12 protein-coding genes are annotated in these 16,662 nt (G+C 60.6%); 11 read left to right on the top strand and 1 reads right to left on the bottom strand.

The window, feature by feature from the left end:
* The first annotated feature begins 1 nt into the window (after nt 1).
* The 10 genes from icmH to PFZ56_RS23450 all read left to right on the top strand — a co-directional run bounded on the left by icmH (nt 2) and on the right by PFZ56_RS23450 (nt 14,597).
* Nucleotides 2-871: a type IVB secretion system protein IcmH/DotU gene (icmH, locus tag PFZ56_RS23495; protein ID WP_102881486.1), complete on the top strand. Its 870-nt coding sequence runs from the start codon at nt 2-4 to the stop codon at nt 869-871.
* A gap of 14 nt (nt 872-885) precedes the next feature.
* Nucleotides 886-4,425, top strand: a complete 3,540-nt coding sequence (tssM, locus tag PFZ56_RS23490; protein WP_170004033.1) for a type VI secretion system membrane subunit TssM — start codon at nt 886-888, stop codon at nt 4,423-4,425.
* Nucleotides 4,425-5,153, top strand: a complete 729-nt coding sequence (locus PFZ56_RS23485; protein WP_102881484.1) for a PP2C family serine/threonine-protein phosphatase — start codon at nt 4,425-4,427, stop codon at nt 5,151-5,153. Before tssM ends, PFZ56_RS23485 begins: the two co-directional genes overlap by 1 nt.
* Nucleotides 5,150-6,211 (top strand): serine/threonine-protein kinase, encoded by a 1,062-nt coding sequence (locus PFZ56_RS23480; RefSeq protein ID WP_170004035.1) that lies wholly within the window; start codon nt 5,150-5,152, stop codon nt 6,209-6,211. The genes PFZ56_RS23485 and PFZ56_RS23480 overlap by 4 nt, the downstream gene beginning before the upstream one ends.
* 76 nt (nt 6,212-6,287) lie before the next feature.
* Entirely contained in the window at nt 6,288-9,335 is a 3,048-nt protein-coding gene (locus PFZ56_RS23475) for a type VI secretion system Vgr family protein (RefSeq protein ID WP_394304472.1), read from the top strand.
* A 3-nt stretch (nt 9,336-9,338) separates the two neighbouring features.
* A complete protein-coding gene (locus PFZ56_RS23470) occupies nt 9,339-9,833 on the top strand; it encodes a hypothetical protein (protein ID WP_170004648.1) in 495 nt (164 codons plus the stop codon).
* Nucleotides 9,834-10,051: 218 nt separating this feature from the next.
* A complete protein-coding gene (locus PFZ56_RS23465) occupies nt 10,052-10,483 on the top strand; it encodes a hypothetical protein (protein ID WP_267268423.1) in 432 nt (143 codons plus the stop codon).
* 71 nt (nt 10,484-10,554) lie between these two features.
* Nucleotides 10,555-12,729 carry a DUF3274 domain-containing protein gene (locus tag PFZ56_RS23460; protein WP_170004644.1) on the top strand — a complete coding sequence of 725 codons (2,175 nt, stop codon included), beginning with the start codon at nt 10,555-10,557 and terminating at the stop codon, nt 12,727-12,729.
* Entirely contained in the window at nt 12,729-14,318 is a 1,590-nt protein-coding gene (locus PFZ56_RS23455; RefSeq protein ID WP_346010648.1) for a DUF2875 family protein, read from the top strand. Before PFZ56_RS23460 ends, PFZ56_RS23455 begins: the two co-directional genes overlap by 1 nt.
* Before the next feature lie 18 nt (nt 14,319-14,336).
* Nucleotides 14,337-14,597, top strand: a complete 261-nt coding sequence (locus PFZ56_RS23450; protein ID WP_170004642.1) for a PAAR domain-containing protein — start codon at nt 14,337-14,339, stop codon at nt 14,595-14,597.
* A gap of 125 nt (nt 14,598-14,722) precedes the next feature.
* Here PFZ56_RS23450 and PFZ56_RS23445 read toward each other — a convergent pair whose 3' ends face one another.
* Complete coding sequence (locus PFZ56_RS23445; protein WP_262379912.1) at nt 14,723-15,325, bottom strand: DUF4265 domain-containing protein; 603 nt, start codon at nt 15,323-15,325, stop codon at nt 14,723-14,725.
* 216 nt (nt 15,326-15,541) lie between these two features.
* On the opposite strand from PFZ56_RS23445, the gene PFZ56_RS23440 reads away from it, so the two are divergent.
* Nucleotides 15,542-16,615, top strand: a complete 1,074-nt coding sequence (locus PFZ56_RS23440; RefSeq protein ID WP_249735669.1) for a glycosyltransferase family 2 protein — start codon at nt 15,542-15,544, stop codon at nt 16,613-16,615.
* Nucleotides 16,616-16,662: the final 47 nt, after the last annotated feature.

The following is a 16,662-nucleotide window of genomic DNA, read 5'->3' as shown; positions in this document are numbered from 1 at the left end:
CATGATCAAGGATCTGGAACACCCTCAGGACGATAAAACCGTTTTGCTTGACCGCCTTGGGCATGGCCCGGCGCGCAACCCGCTGACCGACTTCGCCGATCCCCCGCGTTTCGAGCAGTTAGAGGAACGGATGATCTATGCCGCACGCCTGGGCCCTGCGCAATCCTTCAGCGTCAGCCTCAACCCGCTCGTGGCGGCGGCGTCCGACCTGCTGTCGGAAGTGGTTCGCCTCAAGCACAGCGAGGCGGCTGAAGACTTGCGTGCACTCAATACGCGCCTGAGTGCCGGCCTCAGGCAGTTCGACGCGCGAGCCCTGCAGGACGGTGCGCTGAGCAGCCAGGTGATGGCCGCCCGCTATGTGTTGTGCACCGTGGTCGACGAGGCGGTGGTGAGCACCTCTTGGGGCAATGAAAGCCAGTGGTCACAAATGAGTCTGCTCAGCAGCTTTCACAACGAAACCTTCGGCGGCGAAAAGTTCTTCCAACTGCTGGATCGGCTGTCGAAGAACCCGGTCAAGCATCTGCCGATGCTGGAGCTGATGTACCTGTGCCTGTCGTTGGGGTTCGAGGGCAAGTACCGGGTCATTCCCCGCGGCGTGCTCGAGCTTGAGGGGATTCGCGACGCCTTGTACCGGCAGATCCGCCAGCTGCGTGGCGATGTGCCTCGTGAGCTGTCGCCACATTGGGAAGGGCTCGGCGATCAGCGTCGCAGCCTGGTGCGCATTGTGCCGGGGTGGATGGTTGCGCTGTTCACCGTGGTTTGCCTGCTGGTGATGTACTCGGGGTTTGCCTGGGTGCTGGGCCAGCAGCGCGAAAGCCTGTTGCAGACGTATCAACCGCTTGACCCGGTGGTGGTCCAGCCCCAGCAGTAAGACAGGGACGTGTGATGAAAAACTTCTTCAAGAAAGCCGGCGCCTTGCTGCGTCAGACCTGGGTCTGGACGCTGCTGTTGGTGCTGAGTGTGGCGTTGCTGGTGTGGTTCGTCGGGCCGCTACTGGCCGTCAACGACAACAAGTTCTGGGCCAGCGCAACATCGCGCCTACTGACCATCAGTGCGTTGTTCCTGATCTGGGGCCTGGCGATGGTCTTTGTCAGCTGGCGCGCCGGTGTCCGCAAGAAAGCCGTCGAAGACAGCGAGGCCGGACAGCAGCGCATGCAGCGCGACGAGTTGATCGACCAGGAGCACAAAGAGCTCCATGAGCGCTTCAAGGACGCGCTGCGCACCCTCAAGACCTCAAGCCTGTACCGCGGTCGCAGCGAGCGTTGGCGCAGTGACCTGCCCTGGTACCTGCTGCTCGGTCCACAAGGCAGCGGCAAGACCAGCCTGCTGGACTTTTCGGGCCTGGAGTTTCCACTCAACAAAATGGGCCGCAAGCTGACCCGCGACACCAGCGGCACCCGGCACTGCGACTGGTACTTCGCCGAACATGGCGTGCTGATCGACACGGCCGGCCGCTACCTGAGCCAAGGCGCCGCCGACGTCGACGCCAGTGCCTGGAACACCTTGCTGGGTCTGTTGCGCAAGCGACGTCGTGGCCGCCCGCTCAATGGAGTGCTGGTGACGGTTCCGGTAGCGGCACTGCTGAGCGCCGACGAGCAGGAACTGGAGACTCTGGCGCAGCAGGTGCGTATGCGCTTGCAGGATGTTCATCAGAAATTGCATGTCGATGTCCCGGTCTACCTGGTGCTCAGCAAGGCCGACCAACTGGCGGGGTTTGACGAGTTCTTTGATCACATGAGCCGTGAGGAAAGCGATCAGGTACTCGGCGCCAGCTTTGGCAAGGAACAAAGCGGCACCGATGTGGCAGTTCTTCGCCAGGAGTTCGAGGAGTTGCTGCGGCGCTTGAACAGCCAGGTGATCATGCGCATGCATCAGGAGCGAGACACCCAGCGGCGTGGGCGCATTCTCGACTTCCCACACCAATTGGGACAGATCGGAGAGCGCTTGTGCCTGTTCGTCGACATGGCATTCACCGGCAACCGCTATCAGCGGCCCAGCCAGCTGCGGGGCTTCTACCTGACCAGTGCACCGCACCTGATCGAACAGCTCGATCAAGACACGGCCAGTATCGGCGCGACCCTGGGCATGTCGGCTGCCGTCCTGCCGACCCTGCGCGGCGGTCGCTCGCGCTTTATTCATCACTTGTTGAGCCGGGTGATTTTTCCCGAGGCCGACCTTGCCGGCCTGGACCAGCGCGAGCGCCGACGCATTCACTGGGGCCAGCGCGCCCTGTACGTGGGCGCCCTGGCGGCCCTGGCGGTGTTTGGCATGCTGTGGGCCGGGAGCTTCTCGGCCAACCACGGGCGCCTGGAGCAACTGCGTTCACTGGCGCAGAGCTGGAGTGAGCAACGCGCGGCCTTGAGTGCGCGGGATGACGCGCAGGCCCTGCTCAAACCCCTCGACACTCGTTATGCGGCCACCCAGGTCTTTGCGCCCGGGGGCGAGGTGGCGCTGCATGAGCGTGTCGGGCTGTATCAAGGCGATGCCAGTCGTCCGGTGCTCTTGCGTGCCTATGAGCGTGAGTTGCAGGAGCAACTGTTGCCAAGGGTTGCGCAGATGCTCGAAGGGCAGGTTCGCGCCAACATGCGCGATCGCGAACGCCTGCTCAACAGCTTGCGCGCGTATCTGATGCTGAACCTGCAGGATCGCCGTGATCCGTCCTTGCTCAAGGACTGGGTGGCGCGAGAATGGTCGAGCCGCTACGCCGGCAACAGCGCCTTGCAGAACGGTCTGAATGGGCACTTCGAACGCCTGCTCCAATTGCCATTCAGCTATCCGCTCAACGAGGCTCTGGTGAGTCAGGCCCGTCAGGTGTTGCGCAGCGAATCGTTGGCCAATGTGGTCTACCGAGTGTTGCGCGAGCAGGCTCGCAGCTTGCCGCAATACCGTCTGAGCCAGCACCTGGGGCCACAAGGCAATCTGTTTGTCGGCACTGACTATGTGATCCCGGGTTTTTATACCCAGCAGGGTTATCAGCAGTATTTTTCGATCCAGGGTACGGCGCTGGTCACCGATATCCTGCGTGACAACTGGGTGCTGGGCGAAGGTTCGGGAATCAGTGGCATGGATCTGCGTCGGCTGATGGTGGAGCTGGAGCAACTGTACTTTCGCGACTACGCCAACCACTGGAGCGAAGCCCTGGGCCGGGTCAGCCTGCCGCCGTTCAACGATGCCAGCGATGGGGCCGAACAACTGGCCAGTCTGACCGCGGCCAACTCGCCGCTCTTGCAATTGCTGGTGGAGATCCGGGAGAACACCCGCTTCCAGAGCGTGCTCGAGCCTGCCGACGAGGTGGCAGCGCAGGGAGGCAAGGCGGCGGAGCAGGGGGATGCACAGTCGACTGTGCAGGGCGAGGGGCTGGCCGCTGTCGCAGGTAAGGCCCGCCAGGCCCTGGCCAAGGGCCTGCCGGATACGGCGAAGAAGGCGCTGCAACGTCGCTTCGAGTCGCTGCACCGCTTGCTGGACGACAACAACGGCCCGGCGGCGGACCTGACCCCGGCGTTGCTGGCAATCAACGACCTGCAGCTGCAGTTGTCCAGCCTGGCGCGGGCCAGCCAGCCTGATCAGGCTGCCTTTGAAATGGCCAAGGCGCGCATGAGCGGCCAGCGCGATGCCTTGAGCAGCCTGCGCAATGCCTCGGTGCGCCTGCCGCGTCCGGTGAGCCTGTGGTTCAACACGCTGGCCGAGGACGCCTGGCGCCTGGTGCTCAATGATTCGTACCAGTACCTCAACCAGCGATACCAGAGCGAGCTGTACAGTTTCTACGGTAAGGCGATCCGCAAGCGTTATCCGTTCAATGCCCATAGCACCAGCGATGTGGCCATCAACGATTTTCGCGAGTTCTTCAAGGCTCAGGGCATCGCCGAGCGCTTCTTCGACACCTACATACGACCTTTCGTCAGTGGTGATCCGGGTAGCTACCGCTTGCGCAGCATCGACGGCCAAAGCCTGCCGATCAACAAGGCGTACCTTGAGCAGATGGTCGCCGCGCAAGTGATTCGCCAGGGATTCTTCGCCGAGAACCCGGCGGAGCCCCAGGTGCAGTTCAGGCTTGAGCCCTACACCCTCGACCCGGCGGTGAGTCGTGCCGAGTTCCGTTTTGGCAACCGGCAACTGGAATACCGGCATGGCCCTATTGTGCCCATGTCCTTCAAGTGGCCCACCGATGCTGAAGAAGGGCGTGCCAGCCTGGTGTTGGACAAGATGGTCGGCCGGCCCATCGGTATCGAGAAGAACACCGGGCCCTGGTCGTTGTTCCGTCTGCTCGACCTGATGCAGACCGAATACCTGACCGGTCGTGATGTGCTGGTACTCAAGGCTGAGCTGGGTGGCTTGCGTGCCAACTATCTGCTGCTGAGCCAGCGCACGCCGAATCCGTTCGACATGGGCGTGCTGCGCTCATTCCGTATGCCGGCGCAGCTCTGATGTCGGTTGCCGGCACCTGGCGCAGCGCCGCACGGACCGACCCGGGCAAGGTGCGGCTGCGCAATGAAGATGCCTTTCTCGATTGCCCGGAGCAGGGGCTCTGGGTGGTCGCCGATGGCATGGGCGGTCACCAGTGCGGAGATGTTGCCAGCCAGCTGATTGTCGCCAGCCTGGCGGAGTTGTCGCTGCATGACAGTTTCGAGGGGCGGCTCAATGACTTGCGCCAATGCCTGCACTGGCTCAACCGGCGCCTTGGCCAGGAGTTGACGGTCAGTGTGGGGCGCCAAGACAGCATTGTTGGCAGCACCGTGGTGGCGCTGTTGCTGCAAGGCAACCGCGCGGCCTGTATCTGGGCGGGCGACAGCCGCTGTTATCTGTGGCGTGGGCAGTGCCTGTATCAACTGTCCAAGGATCACTCGCTGAGGCAGCAATTGGTGGACGAGCAGCGGATGAGCCCGGAGCAGGCCAGTGCTCATCCCGACGCCAATGCCCTGACTCGCGCGGTAGGCGCCAGCGAGCGGTTGGCCCTAGATGTGCTGGAGTTCGAGGTCCATGCGGGCGATGTTTTTCTGCTGTGCAGCGATGGTCTTTACCAAGGACTTACCAGAGATGCCTTGGGCCGGGCGCTGAGCCTTGCGTCGCCACGGATTGCCCTGGAGCGCCTGTTTGAAGGGGCATTGCGCGGCGCAGCCAGAGACAACCTGACGGCCGTGGTGATCCGCCAATGACGGATATGAAGCCCGATATGCAGCGCATCCTGGCCGGTGAGGCTGAGGCCGGCGACCTGACCTATTTCGCCTTCGTCAAACCCCCACCTGCTGCGCCTGCCGTGGCGCGTCCCAGGGGCAAGGGCCGCAGCCGGGCGCGAAAACGTGGCAAAGCCAAACCTGCGCAAACTGCGCCGTTAGGCACGCTGCCGCGATTGCTGGCGGGTCGCTATCGTCTTGAGCGGCTGCTCGGTGCTGGAGGCATGGGCACGGTTTATCGCGCGCGCGACCTGCTGCATGAACAGTTTGGCGACCCCGACCCCTACATCGCCCTCAAGGTGTTGAGCGAGGAGTTTTCCGAGTCGCCGGATGCGGGCCTGGTGCTGTATAGCGAGTTCGCCCTGACGCGCCGCTTGCGCCATCCGAACATCGTGCGTTTGCACAGCTTTGAAGTGGATGCCCAATGTCAGTGTGCGTTCATCACCATGGAGCTGATGCGCGGGCTGACGCTGGACAAGCTGCTCTGCGAGCACCCGACGGGCCTGCCGTGGACAGCCTTGCAGCAGGTGGCCGTGCCGCTGCTTGACGCCCTGGCTTACAGCCACGGGCGCGGCGTGCTGCATGGGGATCTGAAACCGAGCAACGTGATGCTCGGTGAAGAGGGCGTGCGCCTGTTCGACTTCGGCCTGGGTCAGGCCGAGGCAGGTGTCTTGCCTGGCCTGCCTCACTTGAGCCGCAGTCGCTTCAATGCCTGGACGCCGGGCTACGCTGCCCCCGAATTGCTGGAGGGCGGTGCCTTGTCGGTCGCTGCCGATCTGTATGCCGTTGCTTGCGTGATTTTTGAACTGGCCTCTGGCAAGCATCCCTTCCGAGGCTTGCCGTCGACCCAGGCGCGTGATCAGCGACTGGAGCGCACCCTGCAGGCGCCCAAGCATCTTCCGGGGCATTGCTGGCCCGCCCTGCGAGCGGCGTTGGCCTTCAATGTGGAGGAACGTAGCGGCGGCCTTCAGGCACTGCGTGAGGCGCTGGGCGCGCAACCGTCCTGGATATCGCGCTGGATGTCGCGATGCAGAAGATAGCCCGTGAGTGGGGAGGGTTCCGGTCTTTTTCGTCGGGCTCGGAAGGCCAATGGTTCTCTAAGTGGAGATGTGTGTCATGCGCCAAAGGGATTTGAAATTCACGTTTTCCGTGCTGACCGCACAGGTGGCGTTCGAGGTTGTCGAGTTCACTCTGGAAGAGGCCTTGTCCGAGCCTTTTCGCCTGACGCTCGAACTGGCCAGCGACAACGGTGCCATCGATTTTGGCCAGATCCTCGACCAGCCGGCCTTGCTGACGATCTGGCAGGGCGGCCTGCAGGTGCGGCATGTCCATGGCTTGGTCAGCAGCTTCACTCAGGGTAAAACCGGGTTTCGCCGCACCCGTTACCGCCTGCTGGTGGAGCCGCAACTGGCACGCCTTGCCCTGAGTTCCGACTGGCGTATTTTTCAGCAGAAAACGGTGCCCGAGATCCTCAAGTCGGTGCTCGACGAGCACGGCGTCCTTGATTACCAGCCCTATATCCACACCCCGCATGCGCCGCGTGAATACTGCGTCCAGGCCGGAGACACCGACCTCTATCTGTTCGACCGCCTGTCCACCGAGGAAGGCCTGTTCTATTTCTTCAAACACGATGCCAACGCCCACACCCTGGTCCAGGGTGACAAGTTGTACGTCCAGGAGCGCATCCAGGGCGGGCCGGTGCTGTACACCACCCAGCCGGCCGGGGATGCCCCGCAACCGGTGCTGTACGCCTTCAGCTACACGGAAAACGTGCGTACCGCCGAGCAGACGCAGCGCGACTACAGCTTCAAGCGCCCGGCCTTCGACCAGCAGCAGCGAATGCTCGGCGATGACCTTGAGCATCAGGCCCAGCGCTATGAGCGCTACGATTATCCGGGCCGCTACAAGAGCAGCGCCGTCGGCCAACCCTTCACCCAAAACCGCCTGTTGGGCCATCGTCGCGATGCCCGGGTGGCGACGGTGGAAGGGGATGATCCGCGGCTGATTCCGGGGTTTTCCTTCCAACTGACCGGGCACCCCCGTGGCGACTTCAACCGCTGGTGGCGCTCGGTGCGCATCATCCACAAAGGGATACAGCACGCCAGCCAGCAAGAAGAGGCCGCTGGCGCCGAGATGGGCGTGAGTTACGACTTCAGCGCCCAGATCATTGCCGAGGACTGCGAATGGCGGCCGAGACCACTGCCCAAGCCGGTCATTGACGGCCCGCAGATAGCCACAGTGGTAGGCCCGGAAGGCGAGGAAATCCACACTGACGAATATGGCCGGGTGAAAATTCAGTTCCCCTGGGACCGCGAGGGCAAGCACAACGGCTTCAGTTCCTGCTGGGTGCGGGTTTCACAGAACTGGGCGGGGGCGCAGTGGGGCCATATGGCAATCCCACGCATTGGCCAGGAAGTCATAGTCGACTACCTGGATGGCGACTGTGACCAGCCAATCATCACCGGACGCACCTACCGGGCCAGCCATATGCCGCCCTACCGCCTGCCGGATCACAAGACGCTCAACACCCTCAAGAGCAAGGAACACAAGGGCAGCCGGGCCAACGAACTGCGCATCGATGACACCACCCAGCAGATCAGCGCCGCCTTGATGAGCGACCACGGCAGCAGTGCCTTGCACCTGGGGTACCTGACCCATCCCCGGCCTGAAGGGGGCGCACCCCGTGGCGAGGGCTTTGAACTGCGCACCGACGAGCGCGGCGCCTTGCGCGCGGCCAAAGGGCTGCTGCTCAGTACCGAAGCGCAACTGCAGGCCAATGCCGGGCAGCTGCAGCGTGGCGCCGCCATCCAGGTGCTGGAAGCCGCGCTGCAACTGGCCAAGGGGCTGGGTGACTATGCCGAAGACCATCAAGGCGTCGGGCACGACACCCAACCGCAGCAAACCCTCAGCGAAGCGGTGCGCGACCTGGGGCATGGCGCCAACGACGAGTCGCAGCAGAGCAACGGCGGCAACCCGGCCATTGCCCTGAGTGGCCAGGCGGGCATCGCCGCGGTGTCTCCCCAGAGCGTCACCCTGGCGGCGGGCGAGCATATCGACAGCGTCGCCCAGCAGAATCAGCAGCTCACCTCGGGACAGAAATTCGTGGTCAATGCCGGTAGCGATCTGGGCCTGTTCGCCCAGAGCGGCGAGATGCGCCACATCACCCACCAGGGGCCGATGTTGCTGCAGGCGCAACAGAACAGCATTCGCCTGGAAGCGGATCAGAGCGTGGAAGTCAGCGCGGGCCAGCAGCACGTGCTGGTGTCTGCCAAGGAGCACATCACCCTGATGTGCGGCGGGGCCTACCTGACGCTCAAGGGCGGCAATATCGAGCTGGGCATGCCGGGGAATTTTACGGTCAAGGCGGCCAAGCACAGCCTCGTGGGCGGGGCCAGTCTTGCGGCGCAGTTGCCGAACTTCAACGTGGGCGATACCCAGCGGCGCTTCATGCTCAAACAGATCGATGGTCAGTCGGCCATGCCCAACGTGCCTTACACGATCACCCTGGCCAATGGCGAAATCGTCGAAGGCGTGACCGATGCGCAAGGCGCAACGCAGCTGTTGCAGAAAGATGCCATGAGTATTGCCAATGTGAGCATGAAGCGTTCGAGCAAGCCGCTGGTCACGGCCGCTGCAGCAGTGGGAGCGGCCGCTCTCGTGGCAAAGGTTTTCTCCGAACCTGATAGTGAAAAAGGGCGGGCCCTGACGGAGGGAGAAATCACTCTGGCGAAACGTGTGTTTGGCGACTCTATCGATTACGACAAGGTGCGCTTGCGTGATGAGGACTATGTGCCGTGGCAGGGGGCAACTTATGCCATTTCACCCAATGGGCATATTTACTTTGGAGAAAGCTTGCGTGGCGTTTCCGACTGGAGCCTTGAGGAGCCGGAATCACAGGGATTCTTCATTCACGAAATGACTCATGTCTGGCAACACCAACACGGAGTGAACGTACTGTTAGTGGGTGCCTATCAACAGGTAAAACAATTTTTGGTAAGCAATCAATACGCTTACCACCTAGAGCCAGGAAAAACTCTCAAAGACTTCAATATCGAGCAGCAAGGCGACATCGTCCGCGACTACTTTATGGCAATGATTAAAGGGACAGCTGAGCCGATAGCCAAATTTGCATCCACATTAAAAAACTTTCCGGCAGGGTACTAAGTCATGAAAAAACAATTATCTCTTTTACTCATGACAACGGTCCTGATTACAACGCCTGTCCATGCCATTTCCAAAATGCCGCCAGCAACCCCTGTATTGATCAAGGATGACCAGCCTGTTGTTGATCTTCGGCCCTTGCTGGCTGGAACCAACAATGTAGAGATTACACATGTGTTTCTCTGTCGCCTTACTGCGCTGCGCTGCGCTGAAACGATATGGGACATTGATCTTCCTGCTGGCTGGCAGCAGCCGGAAATCACTTTGCTTGGCGACTATTCGGGAGCCATCGTAAGAGTGCTCAGAAAGGAGGCTTTACAACCAGGAGGCAGTTACAACCTTTTCATTAACTTTAACGAGCGGAGCCGACGGCATCAGCAGACCGTTGACAACACGGTTACCGAGTTTTGTCTGGAAAGAAAAACGGGCGCCTTGCAAGTCCTATCCCGGAAAGATTGCCGAGCCCGAAGAATCGCCGAACAACATGGAACGCGCCAATGAACGGTGTGGCTATCAGGGCAAGCGCTCAAGAAGTTCAACAACGAGCAGCAAGGCGACATGTGCGTGACTACTACCAGGGCCCGGATTTGGGATACATCGAGGCACAGGCGCAGTTTCATCGAGTGCTGGACAATTTTTCGCTTGGGTACTGAATCATGAGGTACTCGATACGGGCTGCGTTGTGTGTTGCGTTGTTCATGCCATCAGTAGCAGAGGCCGTGTCCAAGCGTCCTCCGGATATTCCCGTGATGATGGAACTCGGGCGCCCAGTGGCAGACCTTGGACTTTTGTTGGCCAACACCAAAAATCTAGAAATCACTCATGTATTTCTCTGCCGTCGGACCGCCAGCAAGTGTTACGAAACGCTATGGGACATTGATCTTCCTGATGGGTGGATTCAATCCCGAATAGTGTTGTTAGGGGACTACCCAGGTGCGGTTGTCAGAACGATGAACCCCGAAGCGTTGCAGCCGGGAGGCAGTTACAACCTTGGTATTTACTTCAATGAGCGCAGTCGCTGGCACAAACAGACGGTCTCTAGCACCTTCTTGGAGTTTTGCGTGATAGAAGACGACGGCGTGTGGCAAATCCAGGATCCGGCGCTCTGCCTGGCTCGAAGAAATGCCGAAGAGCGTAAGTCTCGCCGCTGATATTGATTGGATGTAACCCCGTGGCGAGGCCTGGAAGCTCGCTATCGATGCCATCAAGGAGGAACTGCACGATGAACGACGCGCTTCGCACCAGGACCATTTGCACCGGCCAGGCAATCACTATGCCGGGCGGTGGCGACGTACACCTGATCGCGCCGCCGCCCAAGCCCTGCGTGACCATCGTGGTGCACGGCGTCAACGACCTGGCCGGTTGCTACGAGCGCATCGAGCGCGGCCTGTGCGAAGGGCTCAACGAGCGCCTGGACATGGCGCCGACCCTGCCCAATGGCGTGAGCAACCCGGGCTTTCTGCGTCCGGCCAGCTACAGCCTGCCCGAGGACGATGAGGGCAAGGCCAGCAACCCCGACGCGGTGTACTATCGGCGCAAGTTCGCCGCCGCGGCCAATGGCACCGACGCCCGCAGTGTGGTCATTCCGTTCTACTGGGGCTTTCGCGAGGAAGAGCGGCACATTATCAAGGACGCGCCCCACGGCGAGTGGATGGATCGCAACAGAAACCGCCTGGACAAGGCGGGCACGCTGGAGGGGGGACATTTCGTCAATGCCACCACCAACCTGCCGGACATGTGGGGCAAGGGTTTCAACGGCAAGCTGTTTGGCTTCATTTCCCTGGATCTGTTTGCCGGAGAGCTGACTCACCCATTGTTCTCCGCGCCTGGACGCCGCTACATGGTGCTGGCGGCGATGCGCCTGGCGATGCTGATCAGGATCATCCGCAAGCGCTACCCCAACGACACGGTGAATGTGGTGGGCCACAGCCAAGGCACGCTCATCACGTTATTGGCCCATGCTTTTCTCAATGAAGACAAGGTGCGGCCAGCCGACGGCGTGGTGATGATCAACTCGCCCTACAGCCTGTGCGAACCCAACATGGAGAAGCTTCAGGGCTTCGGCGCGCAGCAGACGGCCGAGGCCCGCCTGGCGACGCTTGACGCCATCCTGAAGTTCATTGCCGCAGCGCCCAATCCGTATCCGGCCTTGTCGAGTATCGCCCTCAAGAACTGCCAGGGTTATGGCGCTATTGGCGGGCCTGGCTGGAGCGGTGGTAGCGCCTGCGAAACCACGATTGACGCCAAGCGCATTGCCTTCAACGAGCGCGACAACCGAGGCAGTGTCTACCTGTATTTCACCCCACAGGACCAGACCGTTGGCCTGGCCAACGTCCAGGGAATCGGCTGGCAGGGTGTTGACGAGCAGCTGTATGGCAAGCCATTGCGCCGGACCTTGCCGCTGAGTTTCCACCAGCGAATCTTTACCCTGCGCAAGCGCGGTGGCGAAAAGGAACTGATCGGTTTGCACACGCCGCCCCATGCCTACCCATTGCTGCTTCAGGGGGAGGACACCTGGGAAGACACCGGTCTGCCTTGCCTGCAGCGGATGTCCGTGGCCCGCGCCTCCCTTGAGCAAGGGAAGTCGGTGATGCTGACCGCACCGTTATTGCCAGTGCCCGTTGAAACCAACTTTGACGCCGATGGCACAGTGGTCATGCCGGGAGCGGACTCCAACAGCGGTGTCTATCAGATCAAGGACAAACTGGCGCCCATCGACGCCGCGATTGCGATCAGCAATAAAGCCTGGACCCCCGAAAGCACCCGGCACAGCCGGCTGGAGGCGATCGACGAGGCCGTCGCCTTCAAGCACGGACGCGACATTGGTAGCGTTCAAAAGGCCCTCAACGAAGGCAAGGAGATATCTGAAACCACCCACGTGTTTGCCGCACGAGCGACCGATGACGGCAAGGTGCTGGTGACCCGTTCAGAAACTCCCTACGAGGCACGCATGCGCCTGCAAAGTGGCGGCAAGGACAAGGAGCACGAAGAGGCGCTGTCTTTCCACTCGGCCATTCCAAACAACCCTGAACACAGCCGGCGAGTGCTGGCGTATGACGTGGCGATAGGGGCGGGGGAGAGCGTGGATGATGTGACGTTTTATGCGTATTTGTGTCGGGTGGCGGATTGGCGGTTGGATTGGGAAAACACGAAAGCAAAGGGAAGGAGCCAAGTTGACTCGGAGGTTGACCACGACTTTCCAGATGAAGCGGTGGAGATGCTTTATCAGAAAGAGGAAGAGAAAAATCGAGACCTTATCGATGCCACAGCTAGATACCGAACAACTGGCACGCTACCAACCACGGTCGTGAACAACATGCCCTCCTTGGTGTTCTCGCAGACCTTGGCGGAGCGAAAAGCTGGCAAGCCTATTGGCCAGGGAGGCGAAGTAATCTGATGTGCTCGATATTTATCAGTTTGAGTATTGCCAGCCTGCTGCTGGTCAGTTGTTCAACGTTGGCCGGGCAAACTCCATTAACGCTGACCCGCTGTTTTGCCAACCCGGCGACGCCCGTGCCTGCCTACCCTCTAACCAAGAAGACCGCTGATATGTCTGCTGATACTCGCTACCGAGCACCGACTACCTCACCTCGTCTAGAAACCCTGGATGTGCTCAGCATCGGCATAAGCCTGGATGTATTTCGTCAAGGGCAGACCTGGCAGGCTTTGCAAGAGCAGAGTGCGAAGCAAATGGAGTCACTGCACGTAGGCAGTATCTTGCCCATGGATCCAAAGAAGTACCCAGTCACTGCTGATGACAAAGATACGGCCTCTGAAAAACGTGAAGCCGATGCGCTTGAGTTAGGGCTCAGGGACTTTCTGGAGAAATGGCCGATTCCTACCGTCACTGTGGTTCGAGGTTGGAACCCTAAAACACCGAACCTTCGCTTCTCGCCTGAAAGAACTCAGCGCAGCTTGTCTGTCATGGTCAATAACATGCGAACCCCTGCTGGACTACATTGGCATCGTATTCGTAACTTACAGGACGGCATTGTCTGCAATGACACCCCCGAGGGCGTCATGGAGTCCCTGTTCCAACTATTCGAACAGCACCCAGACCTCCCGGCGCTGCTGGTGTACGTCAATGAAGGCTTCAACATGGCGTTGTCATTGACAACGAAAGGCAATAAGCCAATAGGACTTGGAACCGGCCCTCGACAACCTGGGGAGCTCACCGACTCAATGGTCGCCCTAGTCGTCGGTCGCCCCGAACGTGTCGAATGGCTGCGCTACTACGCACCCTTCACCAAGATCAACAAGAACAAAATCGATCCTGAATTCACCGGTTGGGGCTGGCGTAAACCTCCCGTCGAGTTCCAACCTTCTGAGTTCATCCCGCAACCTTGGACCGAGCGCGCTTTTGAACAATGGGACGCCTTGCCAGTGCTGGCCAGGATTCATCGCCCGGTCACGGTTTCCCTGCAGCGCCCGGACAACGGCGAGCGCCTCAAGCGCGAAGCCTTGACCGCTCAACTGGCCACTGGCTGGAAAAAAGCCACTGATGCCGTTACGCCCGCACCGGCCCGGGTGTTCTACGACGGCGGCCTGAACAGCACGCCACTGGCCGAGCTGCTTCCTGCGTTGACGGCTGCCCGCAGCTCGCTGGATTTGCTCGACTCCCGTGAGGGCTACGACCTGACCCAGCGCCTGGGCGATACCGGCGCCGCCTCGCCGTTCGTGGGGATCGCTTTGGCCACTATGGCCAGTTATTTGAACGCCGATACCAGCGTGGTCGTGCCCATGCGCCGTCAAGATCAGGCGACGATTATTGCCATCACCTCGCCGACACCGGGAAAAAAACCGGCTAATCAGTATTTTGGTGTGAGGTTGATGCCGCAGACCGCCAGTAGTGACGACGGCGCCCCGGTAAACCCTGCACCAGTTGCTCCTGCGGCATCGCGGATGCCGGTTGTGGAAGAGGACTACACGCTGGAAGAGTTTCTGGCCGAGCTGAGGCCCAAGGACAATTGGATGGATGACCTTTAAGGTCGCTTAGGAGTGGGCATGGACATTATTCGACTTGGGGACAGTACCAGTCATGGCGGTACTGTCATTGAGGCATTCAGCCAAACCGACTTGAACGGTAAACCCATGGCGGGTGTCGGGCACAAGGTTGTGTGTCCTCTATGCAAAGGGGTGTTTCCTATTGCAGAAGGCAGTGCCCTGTTGGATGTCGGTGGTATTGCAGTGGCCCTTGACGGTATGAAGACCGCGTGTGGCGCCAGCCTGATCGCGAGCGGTCCCAAAGCAAGGGCTGCGTGTTAGCCGGGTAACGGCGTCGAAGTGTTCAAGAGCGCAGGGGGGCTGGCGCTGATCGATGAGCCTCGGTCACGGCTTCTCAGGCCGGGCCATAGAGTGCCGTGGTGCTTGCCTTCTGCTGAGCTGACCGCTCAATGGGTCATGCGTGGTAACGATGCCAGGGATGAGCATTGCGATTGTCGTGCGAAGTCGATCCCGTGATGCTGCAGGCAGGCGTCTTCATAGGCAATCTGGTCATCGTCAGCGATCGAGCAAAGGTAGGCGTCTATAGGTTCGAAGCGGCACTCTGGCGCTATATCAACCGAGAAGAGCGACAGGCTATGAGTCACTGAACAGTGGGCACCCAACTGTTGCAGTGTCTTGATGATATTGGCTTTGTCCTGTGCATTTTCAGCGAAGACTCTGAGGGTGGAGTGGCCTCCTTGTTGAATGACGACGGTAGCGATCAGCTCGTTGTTTTCCTGTCGCGTATCAATCAGGTCGCCTTTGCTGAGTCCATAAATGTAATAGGGCGTGTTGTCGACGATGTAGGTCGTTTCGCCTTGTTTGATGCCCCAAAGGGATTCGGCAGCGACGGGTGGGTAACCGTCATCGTCCTGTTTCAGGAGGATGGTGATCTTGTGAAAAACTTCGGGGTGATGCTGTTTCATGCCCATGGGCTCCGCCCGCTCGAACGTGTCCGAGAGTAGTGATAGCTGATTCGCGCCGAAGAATACCTTATCCAATCGCTCCATCAGGACAGATTCCAGCGGCTATGTGGGGGGCACTTCAATGGTGCTCCTGAAGAATCCGGGGTCTCGAATCGCAGCTGGGTCCAGCGACTGCGTTGGCCATCACACGGGGCGCACTTGGCGTTTGAATAATCTCGGGAATAATGCTGTGATTGCGCCCGTCGCGCCCCCGGGTGGCCGCGCTTTTTTCAGAGATTCAGTGAAATGGATAGCCAAGCAATGACAACCAGGACGTCGCAGCTGCCTCCCGGCAGCGATAGGCGCGAGCGCCTGGTGGGTATCGCAGCCCATACCGCGCTGGTGTTGGAGACCAACAACCTGCGTGGCGGCAAGGATGCACAGGAGGCCTTGAACAGCCTCAAGCGGCTGATCGCACGCCTTGCTCTGCAGAGTCTGCCACCCCAGAATTTTGCCCAGTGGGTCATCACCCACGATGGCCTTGATCCTGTGGCGCGCCAGGCCCTGTGTGCACTGGCCGGACGGGAACTGGACTTTGTCGAGATCGATACCCTCACCGGTTACTACGATGCCAAGAATGTCGGTTTCGACGCGGTCGACCAGGGGCGCTGCCAGTACGTGGTCTTTGCCGATGCCGATTGCATTCCCTGTAGCCATTGGCTGGAGCAGTTGCTCGTGCCTTTCGCCGAGGACGACGCGCCGTTGGCAGTTGCCGGGCGTACCAGTTATGCGCCCAGCGTCGCCGGCAGTGCCCTGACCGCCATCGACTTCATGTACTTCCCCAGCCCCTTGCGCCGCGGCGCCACGCGTAATTTCTACGCCAACAACGTGGCCTTTCGCTGTGACACCTTCGAGCAATATCGCTATGAGCCGCTCGATGGCATCTATCGCGCCCATTGCCAGGTCATGGGCCTGCGCTTGCAAGCGGCGGGCGTGGCGGTGGTCTATGCGCCAGGCGCCCATACCGAGCATCGACTGCCCGACAGCCAGGGCGAAGTGCTCAAGCTGCGCTGGCTCAGGGGCGGTGACAGCGTCGGCCTGACCCCCTATCTGGTCCGTGCCTATATGCCGGGCTGGCTGCAATGGCTTGGGCGCAGTGGTCCGATCGGCCCTCTGTGCGTGATGCTCGGGCGCCTCGGCTACAGCCTGCGGGCCCTCAACCATCAGGACTTGCCGCCCTTGCGCGGGCTCCGACGTCTTGGGGCGACGCTGGTGGTCATCGGCATGTCGTTGCTCGACACCGCCGGCGCTGTGGTGCGTGGCATGGGCATCAGTGTCGGGCGCCGCAGCGCCGCTCACAGTGAAGCCTTGTCGTATCACCGCAACCTGGATTGACCCCCGTCGCGCCGTATCGTCGCACGCAGGCTGCGTGCCCACAGGAC

It is taken from the genome of Pseudomonas danubii, from assembly GCF_042980055.1.
GTDB classification, from domain to species: domain Bacteria; phylum Pseudomonadota; class Gammaproteobacteria; order Pseudomonadales; family Pseudomonadaceae; genus Aquipseudomonas; species Aquipseudomonas danubii.
Note: the sequence above shows the minus strand (reverse complement) of the source record. Positions and strands in the feature narration are given on the sequence as shown.

Excerpts from the sequence above, each read along its gene's own strand:
- PFZ56_RS23475 (WP_394304472.1), top strand. The coding sequence starts at position 6,288 with ATGCGCCAAAGGGATTTGAAATTCACGTTTTCCGTGCTGACCGCACAG.
- PFZ56_RS23455 (WP_346010648.1), top strand. The coding sequence starts at position 12,729 with ATGTGCTCGATATTTATCAGTTTGAGTATTGCCAGCCTGCTGCTGGTC.
- icmH (WP_102881486.1), top strand. The coding sequence starts at position 2 with ATGATCAAGGATCTGGAACACCCTCAGGACGATAAAACCGTTTTGCTT.
- PFZ56_RS23460 (WP_170004644.1), top strand. The coding sequence starts at position 10,555 with ATGAACGACGCGCTTCGCACCAGGACCATTTGCACCGGCCAGGCAATC.
- tssM (WP_170004033.1), top strand. The coding sequence starts at position 886 with ATGAAAAACTTCTTCAAGAAAGCCGGCGCCTTGCTGCGTCAGACCTGG.
- PFZ56_RS23440 (WP_249735669.1), top strand. The coding sequence starts at position 15,542 with ATGACAACCAGGACGTCGCAGCTGCCTCCCGGCAGCGATAGGCGCGAG.
- PFZ56_RS23450 (WP_170004642.1), top strand. The coding sequence starts at position 14,337 with ATGGACATTATTCGACTTGGGGACAGTACCAGTCATGGCGGTACTGTC.
- PFZ56_RS23485 (WP_102881484.1), top strand. The coding sequence starts at position 4,425 with ATGTCGGTTGCCGGCACCTGGCGCAGCGCCGCACGGACCGACCCGGGC.
- PFZ56_RS23445 (WP_262379912.1), bottom strand. The coding sequence starts at position 15,325 with ATGGAGCGATTGGATAAGGTATTCTTCGGCGCGAATCAGCTATCACTA.
- PFZ56_RS23470 (WP_170004648.1), top strand. The coding sequence starts at position 9,339 with ATGAAAAAACAATTATCTCTTTTACTCATGACAACGGTCCTGATTACA.
- PFZ56_RS23480 (WP_170004035.1), top strand. The coding sequence starts at position 5,150 with ATGACGGATATGAAGCCCGATATGCAGCGCATCCTGGCCGGTGAGGCT.